The following is a 15492-nucleotide window of genomic DNA, read 5'->3' as shown; positions in this document are numbered from 1 at the left end:
CTACCTTCAATTCCTCAGAGTCATGCAGGCGAAGTCGTTGCGTTGCAGTAAACGGCACGCCTCCTTGGCGCCCTTTTCGTCGAGGCCGGCGAAGCGCGCCCGGTAGATGTCGGACGAGCCCTTGCTGGCCTTCTCCACGAAGGGCTGGGCGCCGCCCAGCACGGACTTCGCCTTGGACTGGGCGAGGTCGAGCTGGCTCTTTGCTTCCTTCTCGCCGCCGAAGGCGCCGATCTGGATCATCCAGCCGGGGCGATGGCTCGCCGCCGGGGTTTCGGACCTTACGGGCGTCGCCGCAGGCATGGCCGATGCGGGGAGCGCCACGGGGCCGGCGGAGGCGGTGCGCACGGGCTGCTGGGCTGGTGCGGGGGTGAGCGCCTGTGCCTGCGCCTGGAGCGTGTGAGGGGCGGCGACGGGGGCGCTGGCAACGGGAGGCGCGACGGCGGCAACCGGGGCGGGCGCCAGGGGGACGGGCGCGGGGGCCTGCACGGCAGCGACCGCTGCGGGTGGCATGGGCGCGCCGGTAAAGGTTGGCGCCGGGAGCGCCTGGGTGGGCGGACGGGAAATGGCGGTGGTCTTCACGGCCGTTGGCTTGATGGGCTCGGTGGAGCCGACCGTCTGGCTGCGGGGGGCGATGGCGGCGGTGGTCACCGGGTCGGCGGCATAGGCCATGCGCTGCGGCGAGGGCAGGGGCGCCACCGGGGTGGCAGCCTCGCGGCGCGCTTGAGCGGGGGCAGGGGCCGGAGCGGCGGCAGGCGCAGGCTCGGCAGCCGCCACTTCCGTCGTCTTCGGCATGGTGCGGCGGCCGGCATAGGCGCGGCCCAGATTGCTGGTGATGAGGTTCGCCATGCGGGCATCGCGCGAGCCGCCGCTGGAGCCGCCCAGAACCACGCCGATCAGGAACTTGTCGTCGTCGTGCACGGAGGTCAGCAGGTTGAAGCCGGAGGCGTTGGTGTAGCCGGTCTTGATGCCGTCCACGCCCTCGATGCGGCCGAACATGCGGTTGTGGTTCGCGATGGCTTCGCCCCGGTAATAGAAGGTCCGGGTCGAGAAATATTTGTACTGCTTGGGGAAGCGGTCCTGGATGGCGAGGCCGAGCGTGGCAAGATCGCGCGCCGTGGTGAGCTGGCCCTTGTTTGGCAGGCCCGAGGCGTTGCGGAACTGGGTGTTCTCCATGCCCAGGGCGCGCGCCTTGCGGGTCATCATGGTGGCGAAGGTCGCCTCGTCGCCGCCGATGGCCTCGGCGATCACCACCGCCACGTCATTGGCCGAGCGGGTGACGATGGCCTTGATGGCGTCCTCCACCTCGATGGTGGCGCCGGGCCGCAGATTGAGCTTGGAGGGGGACTGGGCGGCGGCGCGCTGGGACACCACCAGCTCGCTGTCGAGCTTCAGGCGGCCGGCCTCGAGCTGCTCGAACAGCATGTAGAGCGTCATCACCTTGGTGACGGAGGCGGGGTGGCGCAGGGAGTCGGGATTGTCCTCGTAGAGGACCTTGCCCGTGTTCCCGTCGATGATGATGGCGGCCTGGCCGCGCCGCCAGCCGGTGCCGGTATTGTTGTCGTCGTCGTCGCTGGTGTTTTTCTTCGCAGTCTGGCTGCTCGTCGACTTCGCCTTGGCCTGCTTCTTCGGCTTCGCCTCCGCGACGCTTGCCGTGAAGCACAGGGAAGCCGCGAGCGCGGCGGCAAGAAGTTTTGCCGAGAAAGTGCCGTTCGCCAGCGCCATACGCATGAAAATCGTTCCGTGTCAGTCCTGGTGGGCCGCTATGACCGATGTCTGCGGCAACGCACCGGACGCGCCGCATCAACCGGGAGAGCGAGGGAGTGACCGCCTTTGAAGTTAGAAACCCGCGGTTACCAAGGCGTAAATCCGGCAGGATATTGGATTTGTGCACCGCACAATTTTCTTGACGATTTTGTTGCAGTGCATATTATACAGTCCGAGCAGGGTAAACCGCGCCCTGCGTATGTCGGCGAAAGCGGACATCTGGAAAGGAATCCCCAATGGTGCAGATGCAGAATGCCGAAGAGCTGCAGAAGCTCGGCAAGGAGAATGTGGACCTCGCTCTGAAGAGCTTTGGTGCCTGGTCCAAGAGCGCGCAGGCCATCGCCATCGAGATGGCGGACTACACCAAGAGCTCGTTTGAGCTCGGCACGTCCACGCTGGAGAAACTGCTGGGCGTGAAGACCATCGACCAGGCGGTCGAGATCCAGCAGGCTTACCTCAAGACCTCCTATGAGGCCCTGGTGGCCGAGGTGACCAAGATCGGCGAGCTCTATGCCGATCTCGCCAAGGAAGCCTACAAGCCCTACGAAGCGGCCTTCGCGAAGGTCCACTGAGGCTGCAGGCCAGCCATGATCCTCGGATATGATCCGGGGATCTCCTCCCGCCGTGCATGGAGCGGGGAGATGGCCGGATCAGACCCGGCCATCACAGCGGAACGGTTAAAAAAGAGCGGTGCCGGGCGCCAAATTCGAGCTTCCGGCGTCGCACGGTCTGGCGAAGACGGGCCGATCTTCCTATTATTTGGCAAGCGCTGCGGTGACGGACCGTTCGGTCGCGTCTTGAGAAGCCAGGCGTAGAATTGCCAATGTCACAGAACGATACAGACACTCCCTTCCCTCGTCCCGTCTCGCTCCAGCCCTTCATGGCGGACGGAGACAAGCCGCGCCGTGGCGCCGGGACAGGTCCGGGGACCGCGGTCATCACCCGCACCAAGCCGCAGACCAAGCGGCCGAGCCTCTATCGCGTGCTGCTGCTGAACGACGACTACACCCCCATGGAGTTCGTGGTGCACGTGCTCGAGCGGTTCTTCAGCAAGGACCGCGAGGCAGCGAACGCGATCATGCTCCACGTCCACAATCAGGGCGTCGGCGAGTGCGGCATCTACACCTATGAAGTCGCCGAGACAAAAGTCACGCAGGTGATGGACTTCGCGCGCAAACACCAACATCCTCTTCAATGTGTGATGGAGAAGAAATGACGCGGCCATAAGGCGAAGCGTCATCCGAACGGGGGAGAGGCGAAGAGGGGGCCTTGCGCGGGGCGGGAGCAGGTACGAAGTTTAAGGGAGCGCGTACACGTCCGGGGCCGTCAGATTGGCCGGGCTCGGGGCGGGGTACGAGATAGAGGTCTAGATGCCAACTTTCTCACGCAGCCTCGAACAGTCGCTCCACAGGGCCCTCGCTCTCGCGAACGAGCGCCACCACGAATACGCGACCCTCGAGCATCTGCTTCTGTCCCTCGTCGACGACCAGGACGCCGCCGCCGTGATGCGCGCCTGCAACGTCGATCTGGACAAGCTTCGTCGCAATCTCATCGAATATGTCGACAGCGAGCTGGAGAACCTGGTCCAGCAGAGTGGGGATGACAGCAAGCCCACCGCCGGCTTCCAGCGGGTGATCCAGAGGGCCGTCATCCATGTCCAGTCCTCGGGCCGCGAGGAAGTGACGGGCGCCAACGTGCTCGTCGCCATCTTCGCCGAGCGCGAGAGCCACGCCGCTTATTTCCTGCAGGAGCAGGACATGACGCGGTACGACGCGGTCAACTACATCTCCCACGGCATCGCCAAGCGGGCCGGCATGTCCGAGAGCCGCCCCGTGCGCGGCGCCGAGGACGAGACCGAGACCAAGTCCGGCGAGGACGGGAAGAAGAAGGCCGACGCGCTCGACGCCTATTGCGTGAACCTCAACAAGAAGGCGAACGAAGGCAAGATCGACCCCCTCATCGGCCGCGACAAGGAAATCCAGCGCACCATCCAGGTGCTCTGCCGGCGGCAGAAGAACAACCCGCTCTTCGTGGGTGATCCCGGCGTGGGCAAGACCGCGATCGCGGAAGGTCTCGCGCGCCGCATCATCAATGGCGACGTGCCGGAGGTGCTCGCCACCGCCACCATCTTCTCCCTCGACATGGGCGCGCTGCTCGCGGGCACCCGCTATCGCGGCGACTTCGAGGAGCGCCTGAAGCAGGTGGTGAAGGAGATCGAGGCTTATCCCAACGCCATCATGTTCATCGACGAGATCCACACGGTTATCGGTGCCGGTGCGACCTCGGGCGGGGCCATGGATGCGTCGAACCTCCTGAAGCCGGCTTTGGCCTCGGGCTCGCTGCGCTGCATGGGCTCCACCACCTACAAGGAATACCGGCAGTATTTCGAGAAGGACCGCGCTTTGGTGCGCCGGTTCCAGAAGATCGACGTGGCCGAGCCCACCGTGCCGGACGCCATCGAGATCCTGAAGGGCCTCAAGCCCTATTTCGAGGACTACCACAAGCTGCGCTACACCAACGAGGCCATCAAGGCCGCGGTGGAGCTCTCGGCCCGCTACATCCATGACCGCAAGCTGCCCGACAAGGCGATCGACGTGATCGACGAGAGCGGCGCGGCCCAGATGCTGATGCCCGAGAGCCGGCGCAAGAAGATCATTGGCCTGAAGGAGATCGAGGCCACCATCGCCACCATGGCGCGCATCCCGCCCAAGTCCGTCTCCAAGGACGACGCCGAGGTGCTGGCCAATCTGGAGACGACCCTCAAGCGCGTCGTCTACGGGCAGGACAAGGCCATTGAGGCGCTGGCGGCCTCCATCAAGCTGGCGCGGGCGGGCCTGCGCGAGCCGGAGAAGCCCATCGGCTCCTATCTGTTTTCCGGCCCCACCGGCGTCGGCAAGACGGAAGTGGCCAAGCAGCTCGCCTCCATCCTCGGGGTGAACCTCCTGCGCTTCGACATGTCGGAATATATGGAGCGCCACACGGTCTCGCGTCTCATCGGCGCGCCTCCCGGCTATGTGGGCTTCGACCAGGGCGGCCTGCTCACTGACGGCGTGGACCAGACCCCGCATTGCGTGCTGCTGCTGGATGAGATCGAGAAGGCCCATCCGGACCTCTTCAACATCCTCCTCCAGGTGATGGACCACGGGAAGCTCACCGACCATAACGGCAAGTCGGTGGACTTCAGGAACGTGATCCTGATCATGACCACCAATGCCGGCGCGGCGGATCTCTCCAAGGCGGCTTACGGCTTCACCCGCAACAAGCGGGAAGGCGACGACGTGGAGGCGATCAACCGCACCTTCGCGCCGGAATTCCGCAACCGGCTCGACTCGGTCATCACCTTCGCCCATCTGCCCACCGAGGTGATCGGCCAGGTGGTGGAGAAGTTCGTGCTCCAGCTGGAAGCCCAGCTGGCCGACCGCAACGTCACCATCGAACTCTCCGACGAGGCGACCGCCTGGCTGGTGGAGCGCGGCTATGACGAGCAGATGGGCGCCCGGCCTATGGCCCGGGTGATCCAGGAATACATCAAGACCGGGCTTGCCGACGAGGTGCTGTTCGGCCGGCTCAAGGGCGGCGGCCATGTCCGCGTCGTGGTGGAAGGGGAAGGCCCGGCTTCGAAGCTCGTCTTCGAATTCCCGGAAGGCCCCATCACGCCCAAGCCGGACAAGATCGTGCCTTCGGTCAAGCGTGCGCCCCGCCGCAAGGCCGAAGCATCCCGCAGCAAGCCCGTGCGCCCCGGCACCAAGCCCGGCAAGCCTGGGCCGAAGGCGGGACCCAAGGGCGGCTCGGGCGGCTCCGGCCGCGGCAGCCATGTCCCGAAGGTGCCTTTGGTGAAGGCCTGAGCGAAACGACCGGGCGCCCCTTGGGCGCCCGGTTCGCATTTCACAGGGCAGCCCTGCTTCCGGCGAACTCGACGTTCGCGCGCGCGGACGCTACATCTGGCGAATACCACCGCACCAAGCGGAAGATGGCACGCAACGCATGGTCACCGTCGTCAACACGCTGAACAGGCCCCGCCACCCGGAAAAGGCGCACCGCCCCGAAAACGAGGTGCTGCGCAAACCGGATTGGATCAGGGTCAAGGCCCCCGGCTCGGCCGGCTGGTCCAAGACTGCGGAGATCGTCCGCGCCAACGGCCTCCACACCGTGTGCGAGGAGGCGGGCTGTCCCAATATCGGTGAGTGCTGGGAGAAGAAGCACGCCACCTTCATGATCATGGGCGACACCTGCACCCGCGCCTGCGCCTTCTGCAATGTGCGCACCGGCCTGCCGAACGCGCTCCATCAAGACGAGCCGCAGAAGGTGGGCGAGGCGGTCGCCAAGCTCGGCCTCTCACACGTTGTCATCACCTCGGTGGACCGCGACGATCTCTCCGACGGCGGCGCCGAGCATTTCGCCCGCACCATCCGCGCCATCCGTGCCGCGAGCCCCGGCACCACCATCGAAATCCTCACCCCCGACTTCCTGCGCAAGCCGGGCGCGGCGGAAGTGGTGGTGGAAGCGAAGCCCGACGTCTTCAACCACAATATGGAAACCGTGCCGGCGAAGTACCTCACGGTGCGTCCCGGCGCGCGCTATTTCCACTCGCTGCGCCTGCTCCAGCAGGTGAAGGAGTTGGACCCGTCCATCTTCACCAAGTCCGGCATCATGGTGGGCCTCGGGGAAGAGCGGAACGAGGTGCTCCAGCTCATGGACGACCTGCGCGCCGCCGACGTGGATTTCATGACCATCGGCCAGTATCTCCAGCCCACCCGCCGCCACCACAAGGTGGAGCGCTTCGTGACGCCGGACGAGTTCAAGGCATTCGAGACGGTGGCCTATGCCAAGGGCTTCCTGATGGTGTCATCGAGCCCGCTCACCCGGTCCTCGCACCATGCCGGCGAGGATTTCGCGCGGCTGCGCACCGCGCGGGAAGCCAAGCTCGGCCGGAGCTGATCGCGTGCCCTCCTTCTCCTCGAGCCGTGTGGTGAAGCACAGCGCTGCCGACATGTTCGCCCTGGTGGCGGATGTGGAGCGCTATCCCGAATTCGTGCCGCTTTGCGAGGCGCTGCGGGTGCGCCGGCACAATAAGAGCGATGAGGGGGTGGAAATCCTCGTGGCCGACATGACGGTCGCCTACAAGGTGATCCGCGAGACCTTCACCTCCCGTGTGACACTGGACCGCCCGCGCTTCGTCATCCATGTGGAATATCTCGACGGCCCCTTCAGCCGCCTCGACAATCGCTGGGAGTTCCGCGACGTGGAGGCCGGCGCGTGCGAGGTGAAGTTCCACATCTCCTACGAATTCCGCTCGCGCACTCTGGGCCTGCTCATGGGCGCCATGTTCGACGCCGCCTTCCGCCGCTTCGCCGATGCGTTCGAGAAGCGGGCGGACGAGGTTTATGGAGCGAAGGCGGGGGCGTGAGGATATTTGTCCTGGGCGCATGAAACGAAGCGCAGCGCAGTGGAATACGACCCGGGACCCAGCGCAAGGGACCGCCGAAGGCGCTTCACCTCATCTCCGACGCCACGCGGCGGAGATGCTCTTTTCGCTAGTCGCGGGTTGACGGCTTCGCCGGACTTTTGCGCTGGGTCCCGGATCTGCGCTCAAGCTGCGCTTTCGCTTGTCCAGGACAAAGGGCGCGCTTGAGCGCGTCCCTCTTTTCTCACCGCATCACATAGACCGTCGCGCCGACCCTCACGCGATTGTAGAGGTCGGTCACGTCGTCATTGGTCATGCGGAAGCAGCCCGAGGAGACCGCCTGGCCGATGGTCTCCGGCTCGTTGGAGCCGTGGATGCGGTAGAGGCTGGAGCCGAGATACATGGCGCGGGCGCCGAGCGGGTTGTCGATGCCGCCGGGCATGTAGCGCGGCAGATCGGGGCGGCGCTTCAGCATCTGGGCGGGGGGCGTCCAGCCCGGCCATTCGCGCTTGGCGGAGACCGTCTTCACGCCCGACCACTGGAAGCCGTCCCGGCCGACGCCGATGCCGTACTGGATCGCCTGGCCGCGCGCGGTCACGTAATAGAGCCGCCGCTGGCTGGTATTGATGATGATGTTGCCCGGCGCGTACTTCGGATCGACGGAAACCATCTGCCGCGGGACGGGCGAGGTGCCGGCGGTGACGCCATAACCGCCACCGAAAAGATTGTTGAAATTGAAAATCTCGTAGCGATCGTCCGCATGCGCCGGAAGAGCGGCGGCGCTGGCCAGGGCCACAGCGGCCGCGGCGAAAATCTTCACCCTCAGGGAGCTCATGTCACGTCCTCATGCCGCTGTCGAACGGCGCTCCGCGCCATCGCGATGTCGCCGCAAATGCGGCGCTCCTGCAACCACTTTGTGGCTGCGCAGGTTCCGTTCGCACGCGGCTGTGATCGCTCGGGCACGTCTCACGTAACGGCATGTGTGAAGGCGGCTAGAAGCGCGTTGAACTCGGCGGGGCATTCGAGGAACGGCGCATGTCCGGCGCCGGCAATCATTTCCAGCCGCGCGCCCGGAATGCACGCAGCGATGTGCTCCGCCATGGCGGGGGCGATCACCTGGTCTTCCACTCCGTGGATCACGAGGGCCGGCACATCCACGGCCGAGAGCACGCTGCCATAGTTCGCCGGCCGGACCATGGCGGCCCGCACTTCGGACGGGGCCATCATCGAGGCCGCAAGCTGCGTCTCGTAGAGGTCGGGCTCCGGCGGGTTGTGGAAGCAGGCTTTGAGGAAGGCGCGGGTGCCGGCAATGTTGGTGGCCGGGTCGGCGTCCGCCATCATCCGCATGAGATGGTTGCAGGAGCCATAGAAGTGCCGGGCGCTGTCCGTCACCGCATCCACGAAGACGAGGCCGGAGAGGCCGGAGGCGCCGAAGGCGGTGAGATAGTCGCCGATGATGCGGCCGCCATAGGACCAGCCTGCCAGCACCGGCCGCTCGAGCGCGCATTGCGTGATGATGGCGGCCACTTCATCCGCCCAGCGCCGGCCCTCTTGGTAGAAGGGCGGGTCGAGCGGCTTCGACGATGCGCCGTGGCCCCGCAGATCGTAGGTGACGAGCCGCAGATGGGTGAGGGCGGGGTCGGCCACCTGCCGTTCCCAGCACAGGCCGGACTGTGCATAGCCATGGATGAACAGCACCGGCCGCCCGGCCGGATCGCCCCATTCCCGCACGGCGATGGAGAGCCCATCGGGGGTCGTCGCGTGATGGCTGCGCGGGGGAGGGGTGTCGAGCATGGCGCCAATTTAGACCGCCCGCCGCGCGCCGCAAAGCTCACGATGGAACCGCCGCGCCTCCGCCGCCTTGATGGCGCATCATGGTCCCAGAGAGGACGCCCATGCCCATGCTCCGGCTTTTCGTCATTCTCGCCGCTGTGTGTGCGGCGCTGCCGGCGGACGCCAGGCCCGCCAGCTACAAGATGGCCTGCACCAGCGCGGCCGGCCTCGTGGCGCGGCAGGGCGGGGTGGTCATGGACACGTCTCCCACCACCTTCGACCGCTACGTGGCCAATGTGCGCTTCTGCATGCCGGGCCAAGTGCTCAAGCCCGAATGGGTGCGCGCCCGCGACACGCCGCAATGCTTCGTAGGCTACACCTGCATCGAGCCGGAGCGCGGCTGGTACCGCCGGGGGTTCTAAGCGGCGGCGCATGGGAACAATGGCGCATGGGTGCGGGTTTCCCGGGCAGCGTTGAAACGAGGACCGCCCCCATGAGCGCTGCTGCAAAGGCCTTGTCCGACGAGGAGATGAAGAAGGTCGAGGCGCTGGCGGTGGACCTTGCGCGGCTTGCCGGCACGGAGATCACCGCCGCCCTCGGCGGCACGCTCGCCGTGCGCTACAAGCCCGGCGCCGACAAGGAGGCGCTCTCCCTTCGCGATCCCGTCTCGGAGGTGGACACGCGCGTGGAGCAGCTGATCCGCACGCGGGTCTCGGAAGCGTTTCCCGATCACGAAATCCTCGGCGAGGAGTTCAATGACGAGCGGGTCTACGGCTCCGGCTTCATCTGGGCGGTGGACCCCATCGACGGCACCACCAATTTCGTCAACGGTTTCCCGTTGTTCGCTGGCTGCATCGGGGTTCTCTACGAGGGGCGGCCGGTGGTGGGCGCGGTGTGGGTCTCCACCAGCCACGCGCTGCGGCCCGGCGTCTATCATGCCCGGCAGGGCGGACCGCTGACCTTCGAGAACGACATCATCAAGCCGACGCCCAACGCCGCGGTGCGCCGCCGTCTCGTCGGCCAGCCCGGCGTGGGCGAGCGGCTCGACATCCCCGCCGATGCGCGCAAGACGGGGTCCGCCGGCATCGAATGCGCCTTCGTGGCCGCCGGCCTCATGCAGGCGGCGTGGTTCCAGGCGCCCAATGTGTGGGACGTGGCGGCGGGAATCGCCCTGGTCCAGGCGGCGGGCGGCGAGGTGCGCACGCACGCCGCCGCCGGCTGGGAGTCTTTCGGCTCGTTTGCCGCGCCCAACGGCAAGGACGATGTGCCGAATCTGCGCGGCTGGCGCCAGCCGCTCGCCATCGGCGATGCGGCCATGGTCCAGGATATCTGCGCGAAGGCGGCGTGAGCCGCTTCAGATATCCACCGGCTGGGACGCGGCGGCGGGGTCGCGCCACGTGCGGATCTCCACCTTTCCGCGCACCGTCTCCTCAATGAAGCGGCCATCGGGCGTGGTGCGGATCTCCCCCGTGGCGGACGACGCCGAAAAGCGCACCACGACGCCTTCCCCCTCGTCGGCGGTCAGCGTGTAGCGCTGTTTCACCCCGTCCAGGAATACGTCCACGCGATAGCCCTGGTCGACGAGCTGCTGGTAATTCACCTGCCCCGGATCACCTTCCACCACGGAGATGCGAATTCCGGCGGTGCTGAAAGCGGATGATGCGGACAAAAGAAAAGCAAGCGCCAAAGCGGCGCGAAAGCCAGATCGGATCAACATGAAACTCCCCTCTTGATGGAGGGGATAAAAGCAAGTTCTGCGCCAGACGTCATCCCGTGATGAAAAAATAAGTGGCGCAGATCTCAAGCTAAAGCGAAGCGGTTTCCAAAGAGTGCCAAAGTCAAGATCAAGGTTTCGGGGCAGCCTTCACCCATGCTCGTTGCGGGTTCCGGCTGTCCACCGGTCACAACAGCCGTGATGATCGGCGGCCGTCGCGTTTCCATCCTGCCATCAATGGTGCGCGGCATGTTCCGCATTGCGTTTGCGCGTGGCGGCGGCCTTCTTGGCCGATGCGGAGCGCTCCGCTGAGGTCCGAGATGCCGTGGCCTTGCCGCCGGCATGGCCACCTTTATGGGCCGCCGGGTGGCCGGTCTCCTTGCCCCGGCCGGAGCCTCCGGGCTTCTTGCCGCCCCCGTCATCCTTGTTGACGGTCGCCCAGGCCCGCCGCTCGGCCTCCTTCTCGGAGACCCCCCGCTTCTCATAGCCTTCCGCAATATGGTCGGCCTTGCGATCCTGCTTGTCGGTGTATTTGGATTTGTCTCCGCGCGGCATGGGAGCCTCCTTGCATCGCGTTTCGAATGAAACGGGCCCACCCCGCGGCTGTTCCCGCTCCCGCAACGGGAAGCCTCAACATTTCCAGGCCCTTCCTTCGAGCGAACCTGAGGGTGGAGCTTCCCATCCCCACGTCGCCTAGCCGGCGGGAGCGGTCTTCAGCGCGTCGAAATTTGGCGGGTATTGTTTGCGGATGCCGGCGCAAAGGGCCTTGACACTGCGACACCGGCCGCACTACATCGCGCCTCTCGCCATTGGCGCGACCATGGCAGGGCGATTAGCTCAGCGGGAGAGCACTCCCTTCACACGGGAGGGGTCGCAGGTTCAATCCCTGCATCGCCCACCATTTCCTTCCCATCTCCGCACGATGCCCGCGACCTTGCGGCGCGGCCCCGCAGACGCGAGCTGCGCCTTGACGCTTGACGTATGGCCGTGGTCTCTCGCCGGCACATAACGGGAAGCGCCAGACCATGTTGCTCTATCTCTCCACCCGCTCGCCCCATCCCCGCCGCGTGCAGTTCTTCCTTGCGGAGAAGGGCATCGAGGTGCCCTCCGTCATGGTGGACCTGGGGAAGAAGGAGAATATGGAAGGCGACTTCCCGCGGCTCAATCCCCGCAAGAAGCTGCCGGTGCTGACACTGCCGGACGGGACGGTGCTGGCCGAGAGCATCGCCATCTGCCGCTATTTCGAGGCGGTGCATCCCGAGCCCAACCTGTTCGGCCGCACGCCGCAGGAGCAGGGCCTTGTGGAGATGTGGGTGCGCCAGAGCGACATCGAGCTGATGCTGCCCGTTCAGTTCGCCTTCCGCCATCTGCACCCGGCGCTGGCGGAGCGGGAAGTGCCGCAGGTGAAGGAATGGGGCGAGGCGAATAAGCCCAAGGTATTGGATTTCCTCAACTATATGGACTGGCGCCTGAGCGACAGCCCCTATCTCGCGCTCGATCGATTCTCCATGGCGGACATCGTCGCCCTGGTGGCCGTCGATTTCATGCGGGCCGCGCGCATCGCCGTGCCGGAGGGCCTGACCCATCTCGCCCGCTGGCGGGCGGAAGTCTCCGCGCGCCCGGCGGCCCAGATCGGGGCCTGAACGCGGGCGTGGCCCGCCTGACGGAACCGATGCGAAACGCCGCCGTCCTCCCCATATGAACGATGCCGCAAGGCACGCGGTGGAGGATGATTTCGGTTTCCATGTCAGACGGGGCGTTCGTGGAGCAGGAGGGCCTTGATGGGCTGGTTGCGGAAATCCGCGCCTGCCGGGCGTGTCTCGATGCGCCCCTCGGCCCCCCGCTGCCCCACGAGCCACGCCCGGTGCTGCGGGTGTCTTCCACCGCCCGCATCCTCGTGGCGAGCCAGGCGCCGGGCACCAAGGTGCATCTCTCCGGCCTGCCCTTCACAGACGCATCCGGAGACCGGCTGCGCAAATGGCTGGGGGTGGACAAGAAGACGTTCTACGACGTCTCCCGCATCGCCATCGCCGCCATGGGCTTCTGCTTTCCCGGCCAGGATGCGAAAGGCGCCGACCTGCCGCCGCGCCGCGAATGCGCTCGGCTCTGGCATGATCGGCTGTTCGCGGCCCTGCCGGAGTTCGACCTGATCCTCACCATCGGCCGGCCGGCGCAGGCCTATCATTTGAAGCGACTCGGCCTCGGCCATCTGCTGGGAACCGGGCTCACGCAGACGGTGGCGTCCTGGCGGCAGGTGCGGGCTTCGCGGAACGACACGCGGGTGTATGCGCTGCCCCATCCTTCCTGGCGCAACACCGGCTGGCTGAAGAAGAATCCCTGGTTCGAGGCTGACCTTCTGCCGGAACTCCAGGCCGACATCGCCGCCAGCCTCGACCGCGCGGAACGGGTGTGCAAAGGAAGGGACAAATCGGATCGGGAGACGGCGACATGGCCGAAGTAACGGAAGACGGCGTAAGGCAAGCGCTGGCCAAGGTTCGCACGCCGGAAGGCGTGCCGCTGTCCGCGTCCCCGGCGCTGTCGGGAATCGTCGTCACCAGCGGCAAGGTCTATCTCTCCATCAATGTGGACGCCGCGCAGGCCCGCGCCTGGGAGAGCGTGCGCATCGCCGCCGAAGAGACGGTCAAAGCCATCCCCGGCGTCGGCTCGGCCCTCGTGGCGCTCACCGCCGAGCGCAAGGCGGGCGCGGCCAAGCCCGCCCCTGCACCGCATGTCCCCCACGCGCCGCACGGCGGCGGCAAGGCCATCGAGGTGCCGGGCGTCGCCTCCATCATCGCGGTGGCCTCGGGCAAGGGCGGCGTGGGCAAGTCCACGCTGGCCATCAACCTCGCTCTCGGCCTGCGGGATCTGGGCCTGAAGGTGGGCCTTCTGGATGCGGACATTTACGGCCCGTCCGTCCCGCGCTTGTCGGGCATCCACGCCAAGCCGGAGGTGATCGAGGGGCGCACCATGCTCCCCCTGGACAATTTTGGCCTCCAGCTCATGTCCATCGGCTTCATGGTGGAGGAAGACACCCCCATGATCTGGCGCGGGCCCATGGTCATGTCCGCCCTCTCGCAGATGCTGCGGGAGGTGAAGTGGGGGCCGCTCGACATCCTCGTGGTGGACATGCCCCCCGGCACGGGCGACGCCCAGCTCACCATGGCGCAGCAGGTGAACCTTGCCGGCGCAGTCATCGTCTCTACCCCCCAGGATCTCGCGCTGATCGACGCGCGGCGCGGCGTTGCCATGTTCCAGCGGGTGAATGTGCCGATCCTCGGCGTGGTCGAGAACATGTCCTATTTCATGTGCCCCCATTGCGGCGGGCGCTCCGACGTGTTCGGCCATGGCGGCGCGCGGGACGAGGCGCAGAAGCTGGGCGTGCCGTTCCTCGGCGAGGTGCCGCTCAACATGCGCATCCGCGAGATGTCCGACGCGGGGCTGCCCATCCTGGTCTCGGACCCGCAGAGCCCGCAGGCGGAAACCTATCGCGAGATCGCCAGGGGCGTGCGCGCCTCCCTGGAGCGCACCGGGGCAAGCGCGCGCAAGGCGCCGCGTATTGTGATCGAATAGGGGGCTTCCCACACCCTCGCATTCGCCTTTGGGATAAAGGCGGAGCGCTTCCCTCTACGCCTTTGGCACTCTAGAAGAGCCTTGGGTGAACGTTCACTACGCGTTCTAGCCAGCTAGCCAGAAGAGTTTTTCAGGGAGTCGCCCACATGAAACGCCGTGAGTTCCTGACCGCCGCCGGCGCGGGTGTCGCCGCTACGACGGCCGTCGCCATGCCCGCCATCGCGCAGACCGCGCCCGAAGTGAAGTGGCGCTGCACCTCCTCCTTCCCGAAGTCCCTCGACACCATCTACGGCGCCGCCGAGTTGATGGCGAAGACGGTCTCGGAGGCCACCGACGGCAAGTTCCAGATCCAGGTGTTCGCCGCGGGCGAGATCGTCCCGGGCCTGCAGGCGCTCGACGCCACGCAGAACAACACCGTCGAGATGTGCCACACGGCCTCTTATTATTATGTGGGCAAGGATCCGACCTTCGCGTTCGGCTCTGCCTTCCCGTTCGGCCTCAATGCCCGCCAGATCAACGCCTGGTTCTACCATGGCGGCGGCCTTCAGCTGCTGAACGACTTCTATAAGAAGTACAACGTCTACATGCTCCCCGGCGGCAATACGGGCGGCCAGATGGGCGGCTGGTTCCGCAAGGAGATCAAGACGGTCCAGGATCTCCAGGGCCTGAAGATGCGCATTGCGGGCATTGCCGGCCAGATCATGGGCAAGCTCGGCGTGGTGCCCCAGCAGCTCGCCGGCGGCGACATCTACCCGGCGCTGGAAAAGGGCACCATCGACGCGGCTGAGTGGGTCGGCCCCTATGACGACGAGAAGCTCGGCCTCCAGAAGGTCGCGCCCTATTATTATTATCCCGGCTGGTGGGAGGGCTGCGCCTCGCTGACCTTCTTCTACAACCAGACCAAGTGGAACGAGCTGCCCAAGAGCTATCAGGCCATCCTGACCAGCGCCGCCGCCCAGGCGAACGAGAGCATGCTGGCCAATTACGACGCCAAGAACCCGGCCGCCATCCAGCGCCTGGTGAAGGCCGGCACGCAGCTCCGCCGCTTCCCGAACGAGGTGATGGACGCCTGCTACAAGGTGGCCCAGGACCTCTACGAGGAAATCGGCCAGAAGAACCCGGACTTCAAGAAGATCCACGATGCGGCCAAGGCGTTCCGCAACGAGGAATATCTGTGGTGGCAGATCGTCGAATACACCTACGACGACTACATGGTCCGCGCGCGCACCCGCGGCTGATCGGAACCATCACCGGGACGACAGGAACT

The 15492-nt window shown here is 66.1% G+C and carries 16 protein-coding genes and 1 tRNA gene; 12 read left to right on the top strand and 5 right to left on the bottom strand.

All coding sequences use genetic code 11. The features are described 5' to 3' along the window. Positions 1–6: 6 nt before the first annotated feature. Positions 7–1728 (bottom strand): serine hydrolase, encoded by a 1722-nt coding sequence (locus ABLE91_RS15380; RefSeq protein WP_348931968.1) that lies wholly within the window; start codon positions 1726–1728, stop codon positions 7–9. Positions 1729–2000: 272 nt separating this feature from the next. Between ABLE91_RS15380 and ABLE91_RS15375 the strand changes: the two genes are divergently transcribed. From ABLE91_RS15375 to ABLE91_RS15355, 5 genes are all read left to right on the top strand, one after another. Beyond that, a complete protein-coding gene (locus ABLE91_RS15375; protein ID WP_348931966.1) occupies positions 2001–2336 on the top strand; it encodes a phasin family protein in 336 nt (111 codons plus the stop codon). 308 nt (positions 2337–2644) lie between these two features. Then, positions 2645–2980 carry an ATP-dependent Clp protease adapter ClpS gene (clpS, locus tag ABLE91_RS15370; protein ID WP_348931964.1) on the top strand — a complete coding sequence of 112 codons (336 nt, stop codon included), beginning with the start codon at positions 2645–2647 and terminating at the stop codon, positions 2978–2980. A gap of 154 nt (positions 2981–3134) precedes the next feature. Further along, positions 3135–5609 (top strand): ATP-dependent Clp protease ATP-binding subunit ClpA, encoded by a 2475-nt coding sequence (gene clpA, locus ABLE91_RS15365; protein ID WP_348931962.1) that lies wholly within the window; start codon positions 3135–3137, stop codon positions 5607–5609. A 139-nt stretch (positions 5610–5748) separates the two neighbouring features. After that, complete coding sequence (gene lipA, locus ABLE91_RS15360; protein ID WP_348931960.1) at positions 5749–6702, top strand: lipoyl synthase; 954 nt, start codon at positions 5749–5751, stop codon at positions 6700–6702. 4 nt (positions 6703–6706) lie between these two features. Further along, entirely contained in the window at positions 6707–7171 is a 465-nt protein-coding gene (locus ABLE91_RS15355; protein WP_348931959.1) for a type II toxin-antitoxin system RatA family toxin, read from the top strand. Positions 7172–7412: 241 nt separating this feature from the next. On the opposite strand, the gene ABLE91_RS15350 is transcribed toward ABLE91_RS15355, so the two are convergent. Next, positions 7413–8003, bottom strand: a complete 591-nt coding sequence (locus tag ABLE91_RS15350; protein ID WP_348931957.1) for a L,D-transpeptidase — start codon at positions 8001–8003, stop codon at positions 7413–7415. A 131-nt stretch (positions 8004–8134) separates the two neighbouring features. Then, the gene (locus tag ABLE91_RS15345) at positions 8135–8962 is read right to left on the bottom strand and encodes an alpha/beta fold hydrolase (protein WP_348931956.1); all 828 of its coding nucleotides are present in this window, start codon (positions 8960–8962) and stop codon (positions 8135–8137) included. A 107-nt stretch (positions 8963–9069) separates the two neighbouring features. On the opposite strand from ABLE91_RS15345, the gene ABLE91_RS15340 reads away from it, so the two are divergent. Then, complete coding sequence (locus ABLE91_RS15340; RefSeq protein WP_348931955.1) at positions 9070–9363, top strand: hypothetical protein; 294 nt, start codon at positions 9070–9072, stop codon at positions 9361–9363. A 71-nt stretch (positions 9364–9434) separates the two neighbouring features. Beyond that, entirely contained in the window at positions 9435–10289 is an 855-nt protein-coding gene (locus tag ABLE91_RS15335; RefSeq protein ID WP_348931953.1) for an inositol monophosphatase family protein, read from the top strand. A gap of 6 nt (positions 10290–10295) precedes the next feature. On the opposite strand, the gene ABLE91_RS15330 is transcribed toward ABLE91_RS15335, so the two are convergent. Together ABLE91_RS15330 and ABLE91_RS15325 are read right to left on the bottom strand one after the other, a co-directional pair. Next, positions 10296–10658, bottom strand: coding sequence for a hypothetical protein (locus tag ABLE91_RS15330; protein ID WP_348931952.1), 363 nt, complete (start codon positions 10656–10658; stop codon positions 10296–10298). A gap of 231 nt (positions 10659–10889) precedes the next feature. Then, positions 10890–11210 (bottom strand): plasmid stabilization protein, encoded by a 321-nt coding sequence (locus ABLE91_RS15325; RefSeq protein WP_348931950.1) that lies wholly within the window; start codon positions 11208–11210, stop codon positions 10890–10892. 271 nt (positions 11211–11481) lie between these two features. Here ABLE91_RS15325 and ABLE91_RS15320 point away from each other — a divergent pair. From ABLE91_RS15320 to ABLE91_RS15300, 5 genes are all read left to right on the top strand, one after another. Then, a tRNA-Val gene (locus tag ABLE91_RS15320) sits at positions 11482–11556 on the top strand. Between the two features lie 124 nt (positions 11557–11680). Further along, positions 11681–12298 carry a glutathione S-transferase gene (locus tag ABLE91_RS15315; protein ID WP_348931947.1) on the top strand — a complete coding sequence of 206 codons (618 nt, stop codon included), beginning with the start codon at positions 11681–11683 and terminating at the stop codon, positions 12296–12298. 101 nt (positions 12299–12399) lie between these two features. Beyond that, positions 12400–13116: a uracil-DNA glycosylase family protein gene (locus tag ABLE91_RS15310; RefSeq protein ID WP_348931945.1), complete on the top strand. Its 717-nt coding sequence runs from the start codon at positions 12400–12402 to the stop codon at positions 13114–13116. Continuing rightward, the gene (locus ABLE91_RS15305) at positions 13104–14225 is read left to right on the top strand and encodes an Mrp/NBP35 family ATP-binding protein (RefSeq protein WP_348931944.1); all 1122 of its coding nucleotides are present in this window, start codon (positions 13104–13106) and stop codon (positions 14223–14225) included. The genes ABLE91_RS15310 and ABLE91_RS15305 overlap by 13 nt, the downstream gene beginning before the upstream one ends. Positions 14226–14371: 146 nt before the next feature. Then, positions 14372–15463 (top strand): TRAP transporter substrate-binding protein, encoded by a 1092-nt coding sequence (locus tag ABLE91_RS15300; protein ID WP_348931942.1) that lies wholly within the window; start codon positions 14372–14374, stop codon positions 15461–15463. Positions 15464–15492 lie beyond the last annotated feature (29 nt).

It is taken from the genome of Aquabacter albus (assembly GCF_040049275.1).
Classification (GTDB): domain Bacteria; phylum Pseudomonadota; class Alphaproteobacteria; order Rhizobiales; family Xanthobacteraceae; genus Aquabacter.
The sequence above is the reverse complement of the archived record's forward strand: the minus strand, read 5'-3'. Positions and strand labels throughout refer to the sequence as shown.